16 protein-coding genes, 2 tRNA genes and 1 pseudogene are annotated in these 19,918 nt (G+C 60.5%); 11 read left to right on the top strand and 8 right to left on the bottom strand.

All coding sequences use genetic code 11. From position 1 onward, the window contains the following. A partial coding sequence (locus tag AC1XOS_RS07655) for an MIP/aquaporin family protein (protein ID WP_481961622.1) occupies positions 1-543 on the top strand: 543 nt, incomplete at its 5' end. On the opposite strand, the gene AC1XOS_RS07650 is transcribed toward AC1XOS_RS07655, so the two are convergent. Together AC1XOS_RS07650 and AC1XOS_RS07645 are read right to left on the bottom strand one after the other, a co-directional pair. Continuing rightward, entirely contained in the window at positions 540-1,724 is a 1,185-nt protein-coding gene (locus AC1XOS_RS07650) for a cation:proton antiporter (RefSeq protein WP_481961621.1), read from the bottom strand. The two genes, AC1XOS_RS07655 and AC1XOS_RS07650, sit on opposite strands and share 4 nt — an antisense overlap. 117 nt (positions 1,725-1,841) lie before the next feature. Continuing rightward, positions 1,842-1,967: a hypothetical protein gene (locus tag AC1XOS_RS07645; protein ID WP_481961620.1), complete on the bottom strand. Its 126-nt coding sequence runs from the start codon at positions 1,965-1,967 to the stop codon at positions 1,842-1,844. A gap of 72 nt (positions 1,968-2,039) precedes the next feature. On the opposite strand from AC1XOS_RS07645, the gene AC1XOS_RS07640 reads away from it, so the two are divergent. Further along, a complete protein-coding gene (locus AC1XOS_RS07640) occupies positions 2,040-2,183 on the top strand; it encodes a hypothetical protein (protein WP_481961619.1) in 144 nt (47 codons plus the stop codon). Positions 2,184-2,192: 9 nt separating this feature from the next. Here AC1XOS_RS07640 and AC1XOS_RS07635 read toward each other — a convergent pair whose 3' ends face one another. The 3 genes from AC1XOS_RS07635 to AC1XOS_RS07625 are packed head-to-tail and all read right to left on the bottom strand — an operon-like array spanning position 2,193 to position 7,845. Next, the gene (locus AC1XOS_RS07635; RefSeq protein WP_481961618.1) at positions 2,193-5,063 is read right to left on the bottom strand and encodes a penicillin-binding transpeptidase domain-containing protein; all 2,871 of its coding nucleotides are present in this window, start codon (positions 5,061-5,063) and stop codon (positions 2,193-2,195) included. Beyond that, a complete protein-coding gene (pepF, locus tag AC1XOS_RS07630) occupies positions 5,060-6,868 on the bottom strand; it encodes an oligoendopeptidase F (protein WP_481961617.1) in 1,809 nt (602 codons plus the stop codon). The genes AC1XOS_RS07635 and pepF overlap by 4 nt, the downstream gene beginning before the upstream one ends. A gap of 20 nt (positions 6,869-6,888) precedes the next feature. Then, the gene (locus tag AC1XOS_RS07625) at positions 6,889-7,845 is read right to left on the bottom strand and encodes an MBL fold metallo-hydrolase (RefSeq protein ID WP_481961616.1); all 957 of its coding nucleotides are present in this window, start codon (positions 7,843-7,845) and stop codon (positions 6,889-6,891) included. A 133-nt stretch (positions 7,846-7,978) separates the two neighbouring features. On the opposite strand from AC1XOS_RS07625, the gene AC1XOS_RS07620 reads away from it, so the two are divergent. The 4 genes from AC1XOS_RS07620 (at position 7,979) to AC1XOS_RS07605 (ending at position 11,299) form a co-directional block, all read left to right on the top strand. Continuing rightward, entirely contained in the window at positions 7,979-8,752 is a 774-nt protein-coding gene (locus AC1XOS_RS07620; protein WP_481961615.1) for a class II aldolase/adducin family protein, read from the top strand. Positions 8,753-8,852: 100 nt separating this feature from the next. Beyond that, on the top strand, positions 8,853-9,410 hold the full coding sequence (locus AC1XOS_RS07615; RefSeq protein ID WP_481961614.1) for a hypothetical protein: 558 nt from the start codon (positions 8,853-8,855) through the stop codon (positions 9,408-9,410). A gap of 80 nt (positions 9,411-9,490) precedes the next feature. After that, the gene (locus AC1XOS_RS07610) at positions 9,491-10,867 is read left to right on the top strand and encodes a Sapep family Mn(2+)-dependent dipeptidase (protein ID WP_481961613.1); all 1,377 of its coding nucleotides are present in this window, start codon (positions 9,491-9,493) and stop codon (positions 10,865-10,867) included. A gap of 90 nt (positions 10,868-10,957) precedes the next feature. After that, positions 10,958-11,299 carry a hypothetical protein gene (locus AC1XOS_RS07605; protein ID WP_481961612.1) on the top strand — a complete coding sequence of 114 codons (342 nt, stop codon included), beginning with the start codon at positions 10,958-10,960 and terminating at the stop codon, positions 11,297-11,299. A gap of 24 nt (positions 11,300-11,323) precedes the next feature. Here AC1XOS_RS07605 and AC1XOS_RS07600 read toward each other — a convergent pair whose 3' ends face one another. After that, positions 11,324-11,710 carry a hypothetical protein gene (locus AC1XOS_RS07600; RefSeq protein WP_481961611.1) on the bottom strand — a complete coding sequence of 129 codons (387 nt, stop codon included), beginning with the start codon at positions 11,708-11,710 and terminating at the stop codon, positions 11,324-11,326. 259 nt (positions 11,711-11,969) lie between these two features. Here AC1XOS_RS07600 and AC1XOS_RS07595 point away from each other — a divergent pair, with 259 nt between their 5' ends. From AC1XOS_RS07595 to AC1XOS_RS07585, 3 genes are read left to right on the top strand one after another with little or no spacing between them, the layout of a single operon-like run. Beyond that, positions 11,970-14,318: a VIT and vWA domain-containing protein gene (locus tag AC1XOS_RS07595; protein ID WP_481961610.1), complete on the top strand. Its 2,349-nt coding sequence runs from the start codon at positions 11,970-11,972 to the stop codon at positions 14,316-14,318. A 46-nt stretch (positions 14,319-14,364) separates the two neighbouring features. Beyond that, entirely contained in the window at positions 14,365-15,492 is a 1,128-nt protein-coding gene (locus AC1XOS_RS07590; protein ID WP_481961609.1) for an acyltransferase family protein, read from the top strand. Between the two features lie 21 nt (positions 15,493-15,513). Beyond that, a complete protein-coding gene (locus tag AC1XOS_RS07585) occupies positions 15,514-17,106 on the top strand; it encodes an N-acyl-D-amino-acid deacylase family protein (protein WP_481961608.1) in 1,593 nt (530 codons plus the stop codon). Positions 17,107-17,140: 34 nt separating this feature from the next. Here the strand turns inward: AC1XOS_RS07585 and AC1XOS_RS07580 are convergent. After that, positions 17,141-17,211: transfer RNA gene (locus AC1XOS_RS07580), tRNA-Gly, on the bottom strand. Positions 17,212-17,240: 29 nt separating this feature from the next. After that, positions 17,241-17,314, bottom strand: a tRNA-Pro gene (locus AC1XOS_RS07575). 68 nt (positions 17,315-17,382) lie between these two features. On the opposite strand from AC1XOS_RS07575, the gene AC1XOS_RS07570 reads away from it, so the two are divergent. Then, complete coding sequence (locus AC1XOS_RS07570) at positions 17,383-18,627, top strand: hypothetical protein (protein ID WP_481961607.1); 1,245 nt, start codon at positions 17,383-17,385, stop codon at positions 18,625-18,627. Further along, positions 18,609-19,918, top strand: a pseudogene (locus tag AC1XOS_RS07565) (hypothetical protein); the annotation flags it as partial. The gene AC1XOS_RS07570 and the pseudogene AC1XOS_RS07565, both read left to right, overlap by 19 nt.

The raw sequence follows: 19,918 nt of genomic DNA, 5'->3' as shown, positions 1-19,918 counted from the left end.
GCATGGGCATCAGGGCTGGCGGTGCTGGCCATGATCTACACCTTTGGGCACATCAGCTCCGCGCACTTCAACCCTGCCGTCACGCTGGGTTTTGCGGTCTCGGGGCGCTTTTCGTGGAAACAAGTTCCCGGTTATGTTCTGGCACAGGTGCTCGGGGCAACCCTTGCGGCAGGGCTCACGGCGCTGATCTTTGGCGCCGGAGCCCACGGAACTCATGTCCCAACGCCTTCCGTATCCGCGCTCTCTTGTGTATTGCTAGAGGCGACTCTCTCGTTTTTGCTGATGCTACTGATTCTCGGGGTCGCGACGGATAAGCGCGGAGCCACGCCGGTTGCCGGAGTCGCTATCGGGCTGTGTGTGGTGTTTCTCGTCTGGATTGGCGGCCCCGTCACGGGCGGCTCGATGAACCCGGCGCGCTCGCTAGGGCCTGCTTTAGTCTCAGGTGGAGCCGCGCTTTCGGCGTGGTGGATCTATCTGCTGGGGCCGTGCCTGGGAACCGTGCTCGCGGCTCGTCTCTACGAAGCCCTGCGCGACGGCAGCTAGTGCTCTAAAAGCCCGAGGCGCTTGAGCAGGGGCGTGAAGGTCAGGCCCTGGACAATCACGGAGAAGACGACAACCCCGAGGGTGGTGACGATAAGCTCGGCACGTCGGGGCAAGGTCTCCGGCAAGCCAAGAACCAAGGCGAGAGCGAGGGCACCGCGCAGGCCGCCCCAGACAAGAACATGCTGGTGTGCCATCGAGATCGCAAGTGTTGAGCGACGAAAGAGCGCACTGAGCGGATAGACCGCCACGGCCCGCCCGAGAATCACGACAACAATGGCAATCAGGATCGGGACGGCGTGGCGCTGGAGCTGTCCCAAGAGCCCCTGCTGCTGCGCGCCAATCAGCAAGAAGATCACCGAGTTGACTAAGAAAGCCGCAAACTCCCAGAACGAGCCCACCGCCTCACGCCCCGCATCAGAGAGGGAGCCCAGTGAGCCGTAGTTGCCGAGCAAGAGGCCGCAGCAGAGGGTTGCCAAGACGCCCGAACAGTGGAAGTGCTGCGCGATGAGAAACGAGCCATACGCTGCGACCACGGTGAGCGCGATCTCCACCAAGTGGTCGTCGGTGTGCCCCGCGATCCAGAGCAAGATGCCCGCAACGAGCAGGCCGATCACACAGCCGCCCCCGACTTCGCGCAAGAGATCCAGCCCGATATGTTGCGCCGAGACCTGCCCACTGCTTGCCCACGCCAGCACAACTCCAAAGAGCACCGCCGCTGTCCCATCGTTCAGGAGGCTCTCCGACTCCACCAGCAAACGCAAGCGTCCGTGCACGCCCGCTTCCTTAAACGTGGCGATCACGGAGACCGGGTCAGTGGCGGCAATCAGCGTCCCAAAAATAACCGCAGCCTGCCACGGCCAGCCCACCAGAAAGTGCATCCCTGCCGCCGTGAGTGCCATTGCCAGAAGCACGCCCAGGGTCGCAAAGACCAGAATCGGCTTGAGATCGGCGCGCAGCTCTTTCCACGGAATGTAGAACGCGGCCTCGAAGATCAGCGGCGGCAGAAACGCGGAGAAGATCAGCTCCTGGGTCAGTGTCACCCCAGCCAGCAATCCCGTTGCCGAGAGCAGCACCCCCGAGAGCAGCAGACCGACCGTGTAGGGTAGTCGTAGCCGCCGCCCGATCATGGCGATCAGGCAGACAATCAGGAGTAAAAACGCAATGCGCTCAATGGTCTGCATGGTCTGTACCAGAGAAAATCTCGGCAGGAGTCATCTCAAGAAACATGAATCGTCACTTCTATACAAGCTATACAAGCGGATTCCATCGTCTGATCGTTCGTCATGACAGCTATGTTATCAAACATTGTAGATGCAATCGTCTAAAATCGCACGAATCACTTGCCGCCCACTGAAAGTAGGCGTCTGAGAGCCTTCGGCCATCACGATCTCCACAAGTATCACACCACCTTTCTTGCTTGCCATAGCCCCAGAGGCAAACGGTCTCTGGGTGGCTCATATCTATGCGGCGTTTAGCACTGGCAGGTACAATCAGCCATGCCTACTCCCTTCGACGCGACGACCAAAGAGCCCGACGCGGCAACCCTAGCAATAATTGAGCGGGCCTCGGCAATTGTAATTGAGCAGTGGGCAGAAACACTGGATCAGGTTGAGACTTGGCCAGAGCTTGTTAAAGTCTGACAATCCACGCTATTTTCCGTCCCAGGCGCGGAGGATCTCGCGGGCGACGGGGGCGGCAGACTTTGCGCCGTAGCCGCCGTTTTCGATCAGCACGGCGAAGGCGACCTTGGGGTTCTGGGCCGGGGCAAAGCCGATAAACCACGAGTGGCTTTTCTTATCGCCGTTGCTGGTCTGGGCCGTGCCGGTCTTGCCCGCGACTTTAAACGCGAGCGTGCTAAAGACCCCACGGGCTGTGCCGCTCTCGGTGACCTCGCGAAGGGCTTTGGCGATCACCTCCGCTTGCTCCGGCGTGAGTGGCGTGGCGAGTGTCTCGGGCTTCTCCGAGAGAGCATAGTGCGGGCGGCGGCGGATGCCTCCACTGGCGACGGTCTGCATCACCGAGGCCATTTCCATGGGGGTGGCCAGCAGGCTACCCTGGCCGTAGGAAAGATCGGGTAGCTCACGCTCCCACTGGGGGCGCTCGGGCAGATGGGTCAGGCCGAACTGTCCCGCTGTCCTCTGAAGTGCCTCTGCCCCGACATCAATTCCGGCATGGGCAAAGTAGATATTCGACGAGCGCACCATGGCCGAGGTCAGGGTCAGGCTTCTCCCCAGCGCCTCGCCCTCATCGTTGGTGATGCTACGGGAGTAGCTCTGGCTGCCGATCTTCCAGCGCACCGTCTCCCGCCCGCCTTTGCCGCCCGAGTACTTCGCCGCGCCTTTTCCCGCCTTGAGAAGTGCCGCCGCGGTCACGGGCTTGAACGCCGAGCCGGGGGGGTAGAGCCCGCTGGTTGCTCGGTTGAGCTGAGGTGAGTCTTTGGTTATAGTGACGGGTTTGGTGGGGTCATAGGTCGGAAATGTCGCGGCGGCCAGCACCTCACCGGTTGCGATGTCTAGCACCACGGCGGCTCCGGCACGCTTGGCGCGCTTGGCGATTGCTTTGAGCGCCGCCTCTTGAAGCGTGGCATCCAGCGAGACGCTGACATCCTGGCCTTGCGGAAGCGTGAAGCCTGGCAGGTCTTTGCCCCGCCAGAGCGCCAGCGCCTGCTCCCAGTCCTCCATGCCTTGCAGCGACGCGGCCAGCGACTCCTCTAGGCCCGTCGGCCCGCCCAGTGCGGGCGAGAGTACCCCGACCAAGTGCGCGGTCGCCGCGCCTCGGGGATAAACCCGCTTGCCCTTCACCGTCTCCGCGAGCACTTTCCCGTTACGGTCGAGGAGCCGTCCCCGTTGGATCTTGTTCGAGAGCGCCAGCAGACGGGGGTTCCGGTGGGGACGTACCACGGTATCGGCATCGGGGGTGCGCACCAGCTGGAGCGCGAGCTTGTTGGCCAGAACCGTCTGCGTGGCCAGCGCGGTCACCAGGCAGACTAAGAGCGGAACCGTTAGTGTGAGGGCCAGGCGTCCCAGCCCCTTGTGGACATACGGCTGCAGCAGCTCGGGGTCGTGCTGTGCCCGCTGTGAGATTCCCAAAAGAAGCCCGATACTCACCCAAGTCATCACCACCGACGACTTCCCAAACGCCACCAGCGGCAGGCAGATTCCCGTCAGGGGAAGCAGCCCCAGGCACCCGCAGACAATCACCAGCCCTTGCAAGACAATCAGCACGGTCAGCCCAATCGCAAGATAGCGCTCAAACTCGGAGCGGGTGCGGGGCGCCATGACCAAACCACGCCAAAAAATAACGGCCAAGCAGAGCACGACAACCAGCGGCCCCAGTAGCCCCAGCTCCTCACCCAGCGCTGAGAACGCCAGATCCGAGCCACCTCTTGGGATAAACCGTGCACCGCTCAGCCCCAGACCAGCGCCGCTCGGGCCACCCGTCGCCAGCCCCCAGAGCCCCAGCGCGAGCTGATCGCCGCCCACGGCAGGGTTGTCCCAGGGATGGAGCCACATCTCGACGCGCGTACGAAAGACACCAAAACCGAGCACATAGCCAATCCACCCCCCCAGCCCCAGCGCAACCAGCCCCAACCAGACAAACGCACTCCGGCTTGTCACCACGTAGAGAAGCGCCATGAAAGTCCCAAAGAGCACCAGCACTGGCCCAAGATCTTTGAGGAGCGCAAAGAGCGCCAGCGGGAGAGCGTAGGCCGCGAGAAGTGGGTAGAGATCGGCGCGACGCGCCTGCGCCGATGTATCTGCCAGCGCTCGGCCTCGGTCGGCGAGGTAGCTGGCCAAGAAAAACGCCAGCAGAACCTTCACCAGCTCCACCGGCTGGAAGCCAAAGAGATTGAGCTTGACATGACCAACGCCACTACCAAAGACCCCCAGAAGTGCAATCAGAAGCACGGAGCCGAGCACGTAGATATAGCCGTAGCGGTGGAGCGGCAGACTCCAGAAGCGCTTGAGGGTCAAGAGCAGCACGCATGCTCCGCCTAGCCAGACCCCCTGTGCCTGAGCAAAAAACGCCATCCGATCTCGGATCGGGTCTTTTAGGGCAAACAGAAGCAAGACCCCCAGCACCGAGAGCAAGGCCGCGCAGGGCAACAAGTACGGATCGGCGACCGGCCAGATGCGGCGGAGGTGTAGGTGGAGCACCAGAAACATCACCAGCAGCCCCAGGGTCGAGAACCAGAGCGTCACATTGGCCAGCCCCCAGGTATGCACGGCCAGCTCAGGCTCATAAGCCCGAAGCTGCGCTGCCGAGAGCACTTTGCGACGCACCAGAGCATCAACATCCGAGAAGGCTCCCCTCTTTTCACGCTCGCTCAAAACCGCCTTTGCCAGTGCTGCATCGCCGCCCAGCGCCTTGGTGAGCTCGGGAGCGCTTGCTGTATTAAGAAGTACGGGCGTGCTCGCCGGAGCCTTGGCCACCGAGACGAGAAGTGTCCCGGTCAGCAGAACAATCGCCGTACAAAACAGCAACAGCGCCTCCGTCAAGCGCAGGCGGCGTGCGATCAAACCAGGGTCTCCAGGCGATCTACATAGTGGGCCATCGTGGCAAATGCCGCTTCCACCGGCTCCGGAGAGGCCAGCTCTACGCCCGCGCTCTTGAGCACGTTCAGCGGATAGTCAGAGCCTCCTGCCTTTAAGAAGCCTAGATAGGCATCGGCGGCGGGCGGGCCGCCGCTGAGCACGTTCTGAGCGAGCGCATGCGCCCCCGAGATGCCCGTGGCGTACTGATAGACATAGAAATTGGAGTAGAGGTGCGTCGAGAACTGCATCCAGGTGCTTCCGACACGCTGGCGGTCTTCGCCCTCCAGCGCCACATCGGGTCCAAAGGCTTCCGCAAAAAGCTCGGCCATGCGCTCGGTGAGAAAAGCCGCTGTCAGAGCGCCGCCGCTCCAGACACGCTCATGGATCTCGCGCTCAAAGCGGGCGAGGGTGGGCATCACCAAGAAGTAGCGGTGGAAGTTGCTCATTGCCTCTTCCAGGACACCAATCAGCAGCTCTTTGTTATCGGCGAATTTTTCGAGCAGGTAGGCGCGGGTCAGTGCCTGGTTGAAGTTGCTCGCCACCTCGGCCACAAAGAGCCCGTAGCCTGCATAGTGCGCTGGCTGGCTCTTGCGGCTGTAGTAGCTGTGCATCGAGTGGCCCAGCTCGTGGGCAAGTGTGGAGAGCGAGAAGACATCGTCGTTGTAGCTCATCATGATAAACGGGTGCGTCCCAACGGCCCCCGATGAAAACGCGCCCATGCGCTTGCCTTTATTTACCGCCCAGTCCACCCAGCGCTCTTCTGTCGCGCCTTTGACCATCGCCGCAACATACTCTTCGCCCAGCGGTGCCATTCCCTCCGCAATCCACTGAACCGACTGTGCATAGGGAACCTCGGTCTTGCCCTGGGTGAGGGGCGCTTTAATGTCCCACGGCGCGAGTTTATCCAGACCGAGCGCACGCTTTCGCAAGCCCCAGTACTTGTGCCAGGTAGGCAAGTTCTTCTGGAACGTCGTCATAAGGTTATCAAAGACACTCACGGGGATGAAGTTGGGCGTGAGCGAGGCATGGAGCGCAGACTCGTAGCCACGGACGCGGGCCGTGAAGACATTTTGCTTGACACCTGTGGCAAGGCACTGCGCGAGGCTGTTCTTATGAGCCAAGTGTGCATCGGCATAGCCCTTCCAGGCACTCTCGCGCACCGATCTATCCGCATCCGTAAGCAGGCTCCCAATGGTGCTCTGCCCAATCTCCCGGTCGCCGTCCACCGCCGTGAAGGTCAGATCGGCATCACAAAGAATCCCATGGATGCGGCTGGCGCTTCGGAAGGCATCATTGGCCATCGTCAGCACCTGCTCAACCTCACCCGAGCGAATGTAGGGCGCACGCTGGCTGAGCCGGTCGAAGTAGTGGGCGTGGGTAGCGAGCTTGGGGTGCTCCGCCGCCCATTGTGTCAGTTTCTCGGCTCCGAGGGCCAGTAGCTCCGGCTCCGCAAAGGCAGTCGCTGCCCCAAAACGCGTCGCCAGCCCCATCGCCCGATCGGTGCGGGCGGCGGCATCCGTATTGGACGTATCCGTGGCAAAGCCCAAGTGCGCATAGACCGCGATATGACTGACCTGGATTTGTAGTTTCTCGACGGTCGCAAAGTACTCGACAAGTGTCTCAGAGTTACTTAGTCGGCCTGCAAACGCGGCGGCGCTGGGAATGGCGGCATCGGCAGCAACAAACGCCGCTTCCCAGGACTCCGGTGTGGGAAAGATACTCTCTAAGTCCCAGGTACTCTCACGCGCCGCTTCGAGAATCTGGGCACGGGTGGGCAGTGAATGGCTCATGGCCCAGTGTACCCGAGAATCTAAACCTCGTAGTGGTCGTAGTCCTGGCAGGCGAAGAGTTGGAGGGTCTCGCCGGGCTGGAGCAGGGCCTTTCCTTCGATCACAAGTGCCTCGACACGGCCATCGGCGGCAAGGGGATCGTGGTGGGTGAAGCCAATCCGGCCAATATGGGCAACACGCGCTAGGCGAACCGCATACTCGGGAGTTCCGTGACCAAAGCCGGCTTTCCCCCCCTTCTCATACTCTTCTTGGGAGTACTGGACATCCTGAATCAACAAGTCCGTCTTAGAGAGAAACTCAATCAGGGATGTCGGAATGCCCGCGCGAACCTCTTCATCGGTGAGCAGCACAAAAACTTTCCCCGTAGGACGCTCCTCGAAACGATAGGTAACCGTCCGCTCAGGGTGCTCGGTCCAGTGCATAAAGACCACTAAACACTCGGAGATCGGGAAGCTCTGGCCAGAGCCAAAGGAAAGAGGACGGTTTGCTTCCTCATGCTGGAGAAAGCGCTCACGCTCCACGATCACCTGCCCGCCTTCGGGGTGGATCAGGATCACGCGGGTCGGTGGCAGCTCAATCGGATGAAACGTGATGTGCTGAGAGATCGCGCCAAACGAGACAGGGTGAAACGGCGGCTCCATAATGCGCTCATAGACCTGCTTGGGGCCGAAGCTGCGATCTTTGGTGCCATAGATATGCATCCCGAGGCTCTGCATAAAAATAGGCGGCGCGATCAGCACGCCCTGAGTGTGGTCGTGGTGGTAGTGCGTATGGAAAAGATGGAGGTTTTTCATTCCTCCCCTCAAGGCTTCCGTCGCAAAGGGAAGAAAGCCCGTGCCACCATCAACGACCACGTGAGTTCCCTGAGGCAGACAAACAGAGCGCACTTCGAAGCACGTCGTATTGCCCCCTATTTTTACCATGCCAGAATTAGCCACGGGCAGCGACCCCCGTGTCCCCCAGGCAATAATTTCCATCCGTTCCGTCCTCCTCCTATTCTTACATAGGAGCTATCTATCTACTACCGTCTTCATTTATTATCAGGTCTTTTGCCTACAAACCCTATTGGAGGCCATTGTACTACATTCCATAGCGTACAATAAAGGGAGTATGAAGAACGATACAGCGTTAGTTTTAGAACGCCTCCATAAACTTGCCCACTGGCTGGGCTCCTCAAACCACGATTTCTCGATCCTGGCCGAAGGCAATGTCTCGGCTGCGGTCGGGGATCGGGCCACTTTCTGGCTGAAGGCGTCTGGGTGCATGATGGGCACGATGCGTGCCGATCAGTTCGTCTTAATGGACACGGCACGCTCACTGGCTATCCTAGACCATAAGAGCCTTGGGGACAACGAGATCAAGGACCTGCTGCGCGGTGCACGAGTGAATCCCGAAGATCCCCTGCACCCCAGCGTGGAGGCGGCACTTCACGCAGTCTGCCTCACCGACGGTGGCGCAAATGTGGTGGGCCACACCCACCCAACTCCCTGGCTCTCCGTTCTCTGTTCGGAGAAAGCGGAGGAGGCCATTGCGGGGCGCATCTTCCCCGATGAGATCGTGGTCTGTGGCCCCGCCGTTTGTTTTGTGCCTTATGTGGATCCGGGTCCTCCTTTGGCACAAGCATGCCGCACGGCGATTGCGGCCTATAAAGCGGAGTGGGGTGCCCCGCCCAAGGTTCTGCTACTGCGCAACCACGGGCTGTTTGCCCTCGGGAAAGATGCCGATGAAGTGGAGCGGATCACGGCGATGTCCGTGAAGGTCGCCCGCGCCCTGATCGGTGCCTATGCCCTGGGTGGCCCGCGCTTTCTTACCCCTGAGAATGTCGCGCGGATCCACACCCGGCCCGATGAGCACTTCCGTCAGAAAATGTTAGAAAAAAAATAATTGTCATCGGAGCAGGCATACCGCCTCGCTTGCTCCGACTACCCACCCGCCCCTCGCTGGCCCGAAAGGCACGAGGGGCTCTGTTTGAAAGGAATACTTAATGCGACCTATTAGAATCACCAGCCAGGAGACGATCCTGGACTCCTTTGCGACGATGTCCACACGGATTATCGAGCAGGGTGTCCCCCGAGAGATCATGATTGGCTACCGAGGCGGAAGCGAGACAGTGACGGTTTACTGGAATAAAGAACACAACTTCTGGAGTCGGCTTGAGTCTGACAGTGAGAAGTTTCCCGACACGATTTTTTGTACCTGCGGCCAGGGAGAGCCCGTTGATGGCAAGGAGCACCCGATCACGATGGAGATCAATATCCATAAAAATGGGGAGTCCTGGCTACTAGGGGGAATTTTTGTCCGCGATAGCAACTCCAACAAGCCGGTTCTCGCCCACACGGGGAAGATCTCCGGCAACCGGAGTATCAACCGGGATAGCTTCTTAGACTCGATCCCAGCGCACCTGCGCCCGACGATCAAGAACACCCAGCGCGAGGTGATTATTATCGGCGATATCGAGTCTTCTGAGTTCGTTCAGCAGCTCGGGGAGTTCGTCAACCGTGTGGCGGAGTTTCGCAAAGACAAGGCAGTCACGGCAAAGTAACCTCCCTCCTCCCTTTCCCTCCTCCCTTTCCCTCCTCTCTTTCCCTCCTCCCAAGCTTGGGAGGAGGGTACAATACCACCATGCGTACCACTTTTGAAGCGTGGGTAGAGGCCCACCAAGACGAGATTATTGCCGAGACGCAGGCCGTTCTGCGGATTCCCTCGGTCAATGAGCCAGAGACGGTCGGACCAGACGCCCCGTTTGGCAAGCCTTGCGCCGATGCACTGACGCACACTTTGGCGCTCTGTGAGCGGCTTGGGATGCGAACAGAGAACTTCGGCGGCTACGCAGGCCACGCGGAGTTTGGCCCCGAAGATGCCCCCGAGATCGTGGCGATGCTCGGGCATTTAGATGTCGTGCCCGTGGGCTCTGAGTGGACACGCGACCCATTTGGCGCGGAGATTGACGGCGACTGGGTCTATGCCCGCGGCGCGTCCGATGACAAAGGCCCCACGTTTGCCGCTCTCTTTGGCGCGAAGGCTGTTCTCGACTCCGGCCTGCCCCTCACGCGCAAGATTCGCTTGATCTTCGGCTGCGACGAAGAGTCTGGCTGGGAGTGCATGCGCCACTACTTCGATGTCGCGGGGCAGCCCAAGCCCGACCTGGCCTTCACCCCCGACGCGGGCTTTCCGCTCTACTACGCAGAAAAAGGCAGCTTCACCCTGACGGCAACCAAGCCCATCGGCGACTCTTTAGTGGCCGTTTTCAGCTCCGGCCTGCGTCCTAACATGGTGCCCGACGAAGCCGAAGCCGTGCTGATCGGCTCCCCGGATCGGCTGCGCTATATTGCCAAGACCCTCAAGCGCCGCCGTAGCTTTAAAGTCACCGACGAAGGCGAGAAGGCACTGCGCCTCTGGACCAAGGGCAAGGCAAGCCACGGTGCGTCCCCACAAAAAGGCATCAACGCTGCAAAGAAGCTCGCCGAGGCCCTCTTTGAGCTGTTCCCCGAGCCGTGGCTCTCCGAGCTGGTCGAGCGCTGCGCCTGCGACGGCTCCGGAGTTGGAATCGCGGGGAAAGACGAGATCACGGGGGCGCTGACCTGCAATGTCGGGATCGTGAGCGTCCTCGATGGCGTGCTCTCGATGACCTTTAATGTGCGCTACCCCGCCACCTGGGATGAGAGCGTCCTGGAGCGTGCCCAAGCCTCGCTCACCGAGGCGGGCTGGAGCATCACCGAGCTGCACCACACCGCCCCACTCTATGTCCCCCAAGACGCCGAGCCGGTTAAGACGCTCCTCAAGGTCTACCGCGAGCACACGGGCGATAAGAGCAAGCCCCTCACCATGGGAGGCCGCACCTACGCCACCACGGTCGCCCCCAATGGCGTCGCGTTTGGCGCGGGCATGAAAGGCGATCCTGAAGTCGCCCACCGCCCCGATGAGAAATTCGCTATCTCACGGCTGCTGTTCTGCGCCAAGCTCTACGCCGATGCTCTCTACCAGCTCGCCAACAGTTAAATTATGCCCAAAAAGAAAGTCACTACCCGACAGACACTGCCTTTTCGCCATATCGCCACCCTAGGCTTGCTCCCCATGTCCGAGTGCCTCATGCAACTCATTGAGCCCTTTCGTGAGGATAGGTCAGATAAAAACGAGCTTAACACCCTGATTCCTGTGGCGATCATCGCCTGGAATACCGCCATGCTCCCCGAGCAAGAGCAACAGGAAATGCTGGAAAAATTTGCCGGGGAGCAGCTTAACCAAAAAGGGGCAGACTCAGACGAGAACAGAGCCGATGCAACCTTCTTCCTCTCCGTGATTCAAGAGCTTTGTCAGAGGAAAAAAGAGATGTTCCCGGATGATATACGGCATCCTATAAACTTCAAAATCCTAACACGCGGAGCCGACTGGCGGCTAGAGGTGCAGTCAGCGATCTATCCAGAAAAATAGCGAAAGGGGCTTTGACAAAGTCCCTCATCTCTCGCGGTGCTGTGCGAGAATGACACGCAGATCGCGCTCCAGAGTAAACGCGGTCACCACAGACAGCCCCAAACAGACAATCGCGTAGCCCCAACAAAACATGATGGGGAGGGTGTCGGTGCTGAGCAGGTCTTTGGCCGAGAGCACCACTTGCGTCGTCACCACCACGCGGCAGAGCAAGGCCATTCCCGTCAGTGGTACCGTGCGGGGCTGGCTGGCATACCAGAGACAGACAACGGCCGTTCCTGCAACAAGAACCAACGAGAGCGTTGCGATCAGCAGAGAGGTACCTAAAAACACCACTCGGGCGATCATCTCCAGTACCAAGCTCACCGTCAGCAAGGCCGTGTAGATTAAGTTGAGTGTGTTTCGGCTCTCCATGGCAGCATTATACCCTCCTCCCTCCTCCCCCTAACCCCTCCTCCCAATCCTGGGAGGCAGGTTGTGAAGAGGGGAGTCTTTCTACCGATGCACTTCTGGGTTTTCTGCACCGTTTAGGGCTCTGGCTCCCCTCCTTTCCCCTTCCTCCCAGGATTGGGAGGAGGGAGGAGCGAAGCGGAGGGAGGAGGGAATCACGGAGGAGGGTATTTGAACCCTTCTCACTCTTGGAGGTACCAAAGGCGCAGGAGAAACGAATTCTATGAAAACAACGATTGCCCTCGCCTCGATCCTGGGAGTCGGCCTGGCTGCTGGTGGCGCGACTCTCTTGCGAGACCGCACGGTGTCCACGCCGAAGACGATAACGACGCACCCCGTGGCATTCCCAGAGCTAAAAGCCGCCGCGCTTTCTGCAAGCTCGGCGATTGCCCAGGAGACGCCGGGGTGTTTACGGGTTTCGAGCACGCAGACGATCTGTCCCCTACGCCACACCGATGTGAAGGCCAATATCTCGGGGATGGTGGCGCAGGTGACGGTCACACAGCTCTTTGAAGGCCCCAAAAATGGTGGGCCAGTCGAGGCGGTCTACAGCTTTCCCTTGCCCGAAAACGCCGCCGTGGACGACATGACGATCAAGATCGGCAAAGATCGCATCATTCAGGGGAGCATCAAGCGAAGGGAAGAAGCTCGCAATATCTACAACTCCGCACGGGCGGCAGGGCAGACAGCGGCACTGCTGGATCAAGAGCGGGCCAATCTCTTTACCCAGTCCATCGCCAATCTCATGCCGGGCCAACAAGTCGCGGTGCAGATTAGCTATGTCCAGACCCTCAAGTACGAGGACGGGCACTACGAGTTCGTGCATCCCTTAGTCGTCGGGCCGCGCTATGGTGGCGTGGCAGACAACCAGCCGCTCGGGGTTCGCTCTGGCCACGATGTCTCGGTGCAAGTCAACCTGGATGCGGGTCTGCCTCTGGGCGAGCTGGCCGCACAGCTCCATGATGTCGGGGTGCAGCGCCTGGGCGAAACTCGCGCTCAGCTCGTGCTCAGCCCCGCCGACTCAATTCCCAACAAGGACTTTATCCTGCGCTGGACTGCCGCCGGAAGTGAGCTCCAAGAAGGGCTCCTCGCCCAGCCCGATGGCAAGGGCGGCGGGCATTTCCTGCTGATGCTCCAGCCCCCGAGCCAGCCGCGTCGCGCCGATGTCACCCCCAAGGAGCTGGTGTTTGTGATTGACCAGACCGGCTCGCAGGCGGGGGAGCCCCTTGAAAAAGCCAAGGAGACCATGCGCCACTGCATCCAGAACCTCAATCCTGGCGACACGTTTCAGCTACTAGGTTTCAACACGGCGGTCTACCCCTGTTTTCCGAAGGCTGTGCCTGCGACAAGGGAGAATATCCAGAAGGCACTGGCGTACTTGCAGCCTCTGGTTGGCTCTGGGGGGACGGACATTCTTCAGGCAGCAAACTATGCCTTGCAGCAGCCGGATGACCCAGATCGCCTCCGGATTATCTGCTACATGACCGATGGCCTCGTCGGCAACGACCGGGAGATTGTTGGCTTTATCCGCAACCATCGTGGCACGACGCGTATGTTCCCCTTTGGCATCGGGAACTCCGTGAATCGCTTCCTGATTGAAGGAATGGCACGCGAGGGGCGTGGGGTCGCCGATATCGTAGACCTGCGCCAGCCGGGCGATGTTGTGGCAAAGAAATTCCAGCGCCGCATCGCCGACCCGCTGCTGACCAATATCTCCGTGGACTGGGGCGGCTTGCCCGTGGCCAAAGACGATATCTACCCTCGCAACATCCCCGATGTCTTCTCGGCGGCTCCGATTGTGCTCAAAGGCCGCTACACAAAACCCGGTGATGGTGATATTACAGTGCATGGCGTCTTGCGCGGCAAGCCGTGGGAGCGCCGGGTACGCATCCACCTGTCCGCGAGTGGGGAGCCCGGTGTCGGTGAGGCGATTCCGACTCTCTGGGCACGAGAGAAGATCGAAGATCGGATGCACGCCGTCTGGGCAGGAGATCTCGGTGCAGCCCCCAAAGAAGAGATCATCCCGCTCGCTCTGGAGCATAGGCTCATGACGGAGTACACGTCGTTTGTGGCCGTAGACCCGAGTCTCTCCAACCCCGGCGGCCAGCAGTCCTCGGTCACCGTCCCCACCGAGCTCCCTAAAGGAATGGCGCTGGACATGAACCGTAGCAATTTACGTTACCAGGCAGGAGGCTTTGGCGGTAGCGCAAATGCCAACTACGCTTTTGCAAAAGGCGCAGCCATGCTGAGTAGGCCGACTGCGGCTGCAGCAAGCGCCGCTGCGCCGACTCCCGTTGCCGAGTCTAAGAAAAGTGTCACGGCACCGCCTCCCTCGCTGGCAAAGCTCTCGGGGAGCCTCCAGAAGAAAGCGCAGCTTGGAGGCAAAGAGCGTGTCAAAGTCGCGCTGACTCTCCAGCAGCTTAAGCCCGATACTCTGACCCGACTCCAGCGGCTTGGGTTCGTGCTCACCAAGCGCCAGAGCACGCAGGTCTGGCTAGGCACGATCACCGCCGACCAGCTTGTCGCACTCGCTCAGCTTGAGGTGCTCCAGTCCGCAGCCGAGCCGCGTTAGCATGGCAAGTTGAGGGTGAGGCCATAAGAAACCGATAATCTTCCTGATGGCCTCACCCCAACCACCACTCCAGACCAAACCGGCAGCGCACTATCCCTTTGTGGACGGAATCCGCGGAATCACCGCATTCTATGTCGTGCTCAACCACATCTGGACGCGGTTTGTGGTAATCGCCGAAGCGGGGAGCTTGCCACCCTGGTTCCATCTGCTTAAGTTTGGCCATGCGGCTGTCGCGATCTTTATCGTCTTATCGGGCTTCTGTCTGATGCTCCCCATAGCCCAGCACACACCCCTTGCCCTTCGCCCCGACTTTCTCAAGCGCCGCGCCCGCCGGATTCTGCCTGCCTACTTTGCCGCCATGGTGCTGAGCCTGCTCATCGGAATCTCACTCCCCGCAATCCTGCCCCCCCACTCTTGCGAGTGGCAGAGCCTGGTGTTGCACAGCTTGCTTCTGCACAACTGGACACCACGCTGGAGTATCGCGATCAACGGCCCCTTCTGGAGCATCGCGCTGGAGTGGCAGATCTATTTTATCTTTGCGCTGGTGCTCATGCCCCTGCGCAAGCGCTTTGGGCGGCTTGCAGTGCTGGTCGCGGCAGCCGCGCTGAGTGTCTTCCCCCTTTTCTTCAAGCTCGGGGGAACCAACCCGTGGTTTCTTCTGCTCTTTGTCCAAGGGATGCTCACCGCCGAGTGGGTTGCCCACCCACCCCGCGTCTCCCCCGGAAAGCTTCCCGCAGCGGCTGTGGTGCTGGCTCTTCTCTCGGGCACTCTGGAGATCATGGTCTGGCGCGATAGCTTTCCCTGGCCCGCAACTCCCTGGGTGGCCAATGCACTCCTGGTAGGCCTGGATCTGCTACTGGGCTGTGCCACGGGAGCACTTCTGCTCGTCGGTGCCGTCATGCCACAGAGCCTCCCGCTCCGAGGCATCTTCGCACGACTCTCCAGCCGAACTCTGGTGCTGCTGGGAAGCTTCTCGTACAGCATCTATCTGCTCCACGATCCGCTACTGGCACTCGGAATCCACTACGCCCGTCCTCTGATTGTCACCGCTCCCCTGCAAGCCTTCCCGTTTGTGCTGGCCACTCTCCTCCCGGTAGTGTTGGGGCTGAGCTGGCTCTTTCACCTCGCCTTTGAGCGCCCCTTCCTGCAAAAGAAGCCCACGGGAAGAGGATAGTTACCAGGTACAATAGCGCCCGTGACCCCAACTTTTGATCTTCTTCTCACCGGTGGCCTACTCGCCGATGGCCTCGGCAGTCCCCTCGTTCGCGCCGACATAGGAGTCATTGGTGAGCGAGTTGCAGCGATTGGAGACTTGAGCCAAAGCCAGGCTGCACAGATAATTGATACAAGAGAGAGCGTGGTCGCGCCGGGCTTTATTGACATCCACACACACTCAGATGTCTCGGTCTTATTTACCCCCGGCATGGAGTCGTCACTGGCACAAGGCGTCACCAGTGAAGTAGTGGGCAACTGTGGCATCTCACTTGGGCTAGCGACGGCAGCTCCTGAGTTCAGCCTGGAGCGGCGCTGGCTGGAGCAGGCAGGCGGGACGCTAAGCTGGAGCGATCTTTCGGGGTTCCTCTCTCGTGTTGAAGACAGCGGTTGCGCTCTGAATATCGCGACGCTGGCCGGGCACGGTTCGCTACGAAAGCGCGTGATGGGCATGGCGCAGCGTGCGCCCAGTGGCACCGAGCTTGCTCAAATGCAGCAGGAACTCGACGTTGCAATGCAGGCGGGTGCGATAGGGCTCAGCTCTGGGCTGGAGTATGTCCCCGGAAGCTACGCAGATGTGGCGGAGCTAACCGCCCTTGCCAAGGTCGCCGCAAGCTACGGCGGCTTCTACGCGACACACCTGCGAGATGAAGGTGACTTATTGGAAGAGTCGGTGGGGGAGGCGATCGCGGTGGCGGAGGGCGCAGGGCTCCCCCTTCAGCTCTCGCACCATAAGGCCGAGCGTAGGCGCAACTGGGGCAAGATCCTCTCGACCTTGGCCATGGTGGATTCGGCTCAAGCACGCGGGATGGACATTCTCCTCGACCAGTACCCGTACACCGCCTACCAGACCAGCCTTGCGGTAATCGCGCTCCCGCTCTGGGCGCAGGCGGGAAATCCCGAGGATCTCGCGCAAAAGCTGACAGATTCTGACCTGCGCAGCCGTGCTCGTGAGTGGATGGGCGAGCTAGAAAGCTCCGGCGGGGTCTCGTGGGACGCCATCGAGATTGCCTCGTGTCCGCACCACGCCTATGTCGGCAAGAGCATCACCACGCTCGCCCAGCAAGTCGGCTGCGACCCACGCGACTTTATCCTAGACCTGCTCGCAGAAGGCACGGGCTGGGTGAGCGCCGCGCACTTTGCCATGAGCGAGGCCGATGTCGAGCGCATCCTCTCCGATCCCCGCGTCATGATCGGCTCAGACTCCGTCGCCATGAACCCGCACGCAAAATCCGCCGACGCCCACCGCCCCCATCCGCGCTCCTACGGCACCTTTGCCCGTATCTTGGAGCACTACGTCAAAGAGAAAAACCTCCTCTCGCTCCCCGAAGCCATCCGCCGCATGACCAGCCTCCCCGCCCAGCGCCTCGGCTGGAGCGACCGAGGCCGCCTTGCAGTCGGAGCTTTTGCCGACATCACCGTCTTTTCCCCCACCGCCATCACAGAACATGCCACGTTCATCGCCCCCCACGCCCTCGCAACGGGTGTCAGCTCCGTGATCGTCTCCGGTCAGCTCACCTGGCATGAAGGCAAGCCCACGGGTGCCCGTCATGGAAAAGTGATCCGAAAAAAATAGCCCCGAAGACAGCTGTCTTCGGGGCTATTTACAAAGCGGGCGGGGGGAATCGAACCCCCGTTATCTGCTTGGAAGGCAGGAGCTTTACCATTAAGCTACGCCCGCATCTTCGCACTCTCACTATAAGTTTGGTATCGGGGCGACAGGATTCGAACCTGCGACCTCAACATCCCAAATGTCGCGCTCTACCAAGCTGAGCCACGCCCCGTGGAGGTGCGAAGAGCAGTATACCGCCTTTTTGGGAAATATCAAGCCAATTGCGGGTACACTGTGAAAGTGTTTGAGTTGCTTCTCCCAGTCGCGCTGGGAATGCTCGGTGGTGGGATTGGCTTGGCTCTGGCGGGCCGCATGCGTCGCAGCCGACAGCTTGTGTTGTTGGAGGCGGATGTGCTCCAGGCACAAGGCGCACTCCGTGCCGCTGCCAGCCTCCTAGAACGCTCCCTTAAGACGGCCCTGCCGTCCGAGGGTGCCTTTATCTCTGAGGCAAACTATCGCCTCTGCGGTCTCTATGTCTCGCTGGAGCAGTGGCGCTTAGGCGAGCAAGTTTGCCGTGCGTTGCTCACGCCTCCCGCAACACTGGGACAGTCTGGGCAACACGATGTCCTGCGCCACCTAGCCCGCTGTCTGGAAAACCTGGGGGAAGAAACCGAGGCACTCACGGTTCGGGCTCAGGCCGACATGCTGATTGAGCAGATCCCGGACACCGCCTACCGCCTCTTTGCCCGCCAGGAGCGCCTGGTTCGTGAGAGAAAGTACCCCGAGGCACTTGCCCTACAAGAGGAGCTTCTGACCAGCTACCCGGAGCGTATCGCGGTGCCCACGCTGCTCTGCTTCACCGCCTTTACCGCCCAGCATGCCCAGTACCCACGGGATGCTCGCCACTACATTGAGCAGGCACTCGCCCATACCAGCTTGCCGCTCCCTCTGCAGTGGCAGGCGCACCGTGTGGGATTCCACGCCGCCGAGTCCCTCCACGACTGGCCGGAGCTTCTGCGCCATGCACGCCAGCTCCAGAAGCTCTCGGATCAGCCGCTGGCCCGTCGCTATCTGGCAACCGCGCTTCTGCTCAACAACCAGCTCGACGAAGCAGAAGCATTTCTGCCTGCTGAGGAGCTTGGGTTGCGCATCACACTCGCACGCCTGCGCCGAGACTTTGCCGCAGCTCGCCAGCTAGCGACGCAAGCGAATCCGGGGACACAGACCACGCTTCTTCAAGCGGCGATTGAGCTTGAAGCCCAGAATGGGGCGGCGGCACTTGCCCTTCTGGATACTCTCCTAGAGCCTTCCCCCCTTCGTACGGCACGACGTGCTTGGGCACTGGCACTGCTAGGAACCACCAAGATTCCTCCTGAGCCTGGCGATGATCCCGAGCACCTAGAAGCCTGCGCCCAGGTACACTGGCTGGCAGGAAACCGAGAAGCTGCCTTTGCTCTGCAAGAGAGGCTTCTAAAGCAGCCACTTGCCCCTGCCTTTTATACCTACCACGAAGCCGTTCTGAAACAATGGAAAGCGACACCCTGAAAACTGCCTACTCCGCCGCACAGCGGTTCAGCCATGCTGGAAAGCTTGAGGAGGCAATCGCCTCACTAGAGCCCTTTCTTGCCCTCCCCTACGCCGCACTGGATGATACTCTGCAAAACGCCCTGATCCTCTCGGTCACTCTCCAGCTTCAGTGTGAGCAGCTTGGCGAGAGCGAAAAACGCCTTGAGGCAGCGCTTGGTTTGGCCTCCCCAGCCCAGGCGGTGGAGCTGCACTTGCTCCGAAGCCAGGTCTTTGACTTTCGTGGGCACAACCGCAAGGCCGCTACCGAGCGCGAGAAAGCCGTCACCGTCTCGGAGGTGCTGGACGAGCCAACACGCCTGCTTATAGGCGTCCTCAAGTACCAGCAAGAGGGCGATTTTGAGGCGGTCTATAAAACGGCAATTGAGGCCATGGCAGTCGGGGGCAAGTCATGGCCCCAGATCGCTCGGCTCCAGTATTTCACCGCCTTTGCGGCCTACAACCGGGGCCGCTACGACGATGCCCGGCAGTGGATCAGCAAAGCGATCGTTCATCCCCAGAGCACGGCGATCCAGAAAACCGAGTGTCTACGTCTTCGTGCTCTCTGTGCTGGTCTTGAGGGAAACTATGCCGAGGCACTGGATCAGCTTCAGTCCGCGACGAACTTCGCCCGAATCGGTGCCGATTGGAATACGGCGGTTGAGCTGACTCTTGCCCTAGGGGAGAGCCTGCTCCTGCTGGGCCGATGCACCGATGCACAAGAGCTGATGGCGGAGCTAGAGCAGCGCTTTCCACGGACGCAAGCCAAGGTGGAGGCATTTCGAGCACGCATCGCGCTGGAGCGTGGTGACTTGGCGGCGACGGACGAGCACCTGACAAACGCACGCCATGCCAGCCGAAAGCACGACGATAACACCTATGTCTCTGCCATGCTGGCCCAAGAGCGAGGCGACTACCCGGAGGCCCTCCGCATTTTAGAGAGTAGTCTGCGCCAGATCAAAGCCCCCGCTAGCCGCGAGCAAACACGGTGCCTCCGGGTTCCGCTTCTGTGGCGCTGTGGGAAACCGGAGAAAGCAGAAGAAGAGGCACGCTTACTTCGAGAGCAGCTCTCTGAGAGTGCCTCACGCCAGCAACAGCGCACCCTCCTGGCGATGGAGGCCCAGCTTGCGTATCTGAAAGAGGACTGGGTCGGTGGGACTGCAGCCTGGAAGCAGGTTCTTCGCCTGGAACCGCATCCTGTGAACCTCCCGGAGGACTGGACACTTCTGGGAGATGGCTACGCAAAGCAGGGCGAGAGTGCCGCAGCGATGTT

This window comes from Armatimonas sp. (assembly GCF_964826245.1).
Note: the sequence above shows the minus strand (reverse complement) of the source record. Positions and strands in the feature narration are given on the sequence as shown.

Bases quoted from the DNA above. Each gene is read 5' to 3' on its own strand.
- AC1XOS_RS07595 (WP_481961610.1), top strand. From the start codon at position 11,970: ATGAAAACAACGATTGCCCTCGCCTCGATCCTGGGAGTCGGCCTGGCT.
- AC1XOS_RS07610 (WP_481961613.1), top strand. From the start codon at position 9,491: ATGCGTACCACTTTTGAAGCGTGGGTAGAGGCCCACCAAGACGAGATT.
- AC1XOS_RS07650 (WP_481961621.1), bottom strand. From the start codon at position 1,724: ATGCAGACCATTGAGCGCATTGCGTTTTTACTCCTGATTGTCTGCCTG.
- AC1XOS_RS07615 (WP_481961614.1), top strand. From the start codon at position 8,853: ATGCGACCTATTAGAATCACCAGCCAGGAGACGATCCTGGACTCCTTT.
- AC1XOS_RS07600 (WP_481961611.1), bottom strand. From the start codon at position 11,710: ATGGAGAGCCGAAACACACTCAACTTAATCTACACGGCCTTGCTGACG.
- pepF (WP_481961617.1), bottom strand. From the start codon at position 6,868: ATGAGCCATTCACTGCCCACCCGTGCCCAGATTCTCGAAGCGGCGCGT.
- AC1XOS_RS07645 (WP_481961620.1), bottom strand. From the start codon at position 1,967: ATGGCAAGCAAGAAAGGTGGTGTGATACTTGTGGAGATCGTGATGGCC.
- AC1XOS_RS07625 (WP_481961616.1), bottom strand. From the start codon at position 7,845: ATGGAAATTATTGCCTGGGGGACACGGGGGTCGCTGCCCGTGGCTAAT.
- AC1XOS_RS07640 (WP_481961619.1), top strand. From the start codon at position 2,040: ATGCCTACTCCCTTCGACGCGACGACCAAAGAGCCCGACGCGGCAACC.
- AC1XOS_RS07590 (WP_481961609.1), top strand. From the start codon at position 14,365: ATGGCCTCACCCCAACCACCACTCCAGACCAAACCGGCAGCGCACTAT.
- AC1XOS_RS07620 (WP_481961615.1), top strand. From the start codon at position 7,979: ATGAAGAACGATACAGCGTTAGTTTTAGAACGCCTCCATAAACTTGCC.
- AC1XOS_RS07605 (WP_481961612.1), top strand. From the start codon at position 10,958: ATGCAACTCATTGAGCCCTTTCGTGAGGATAGGTCAGATAAAAACGAG.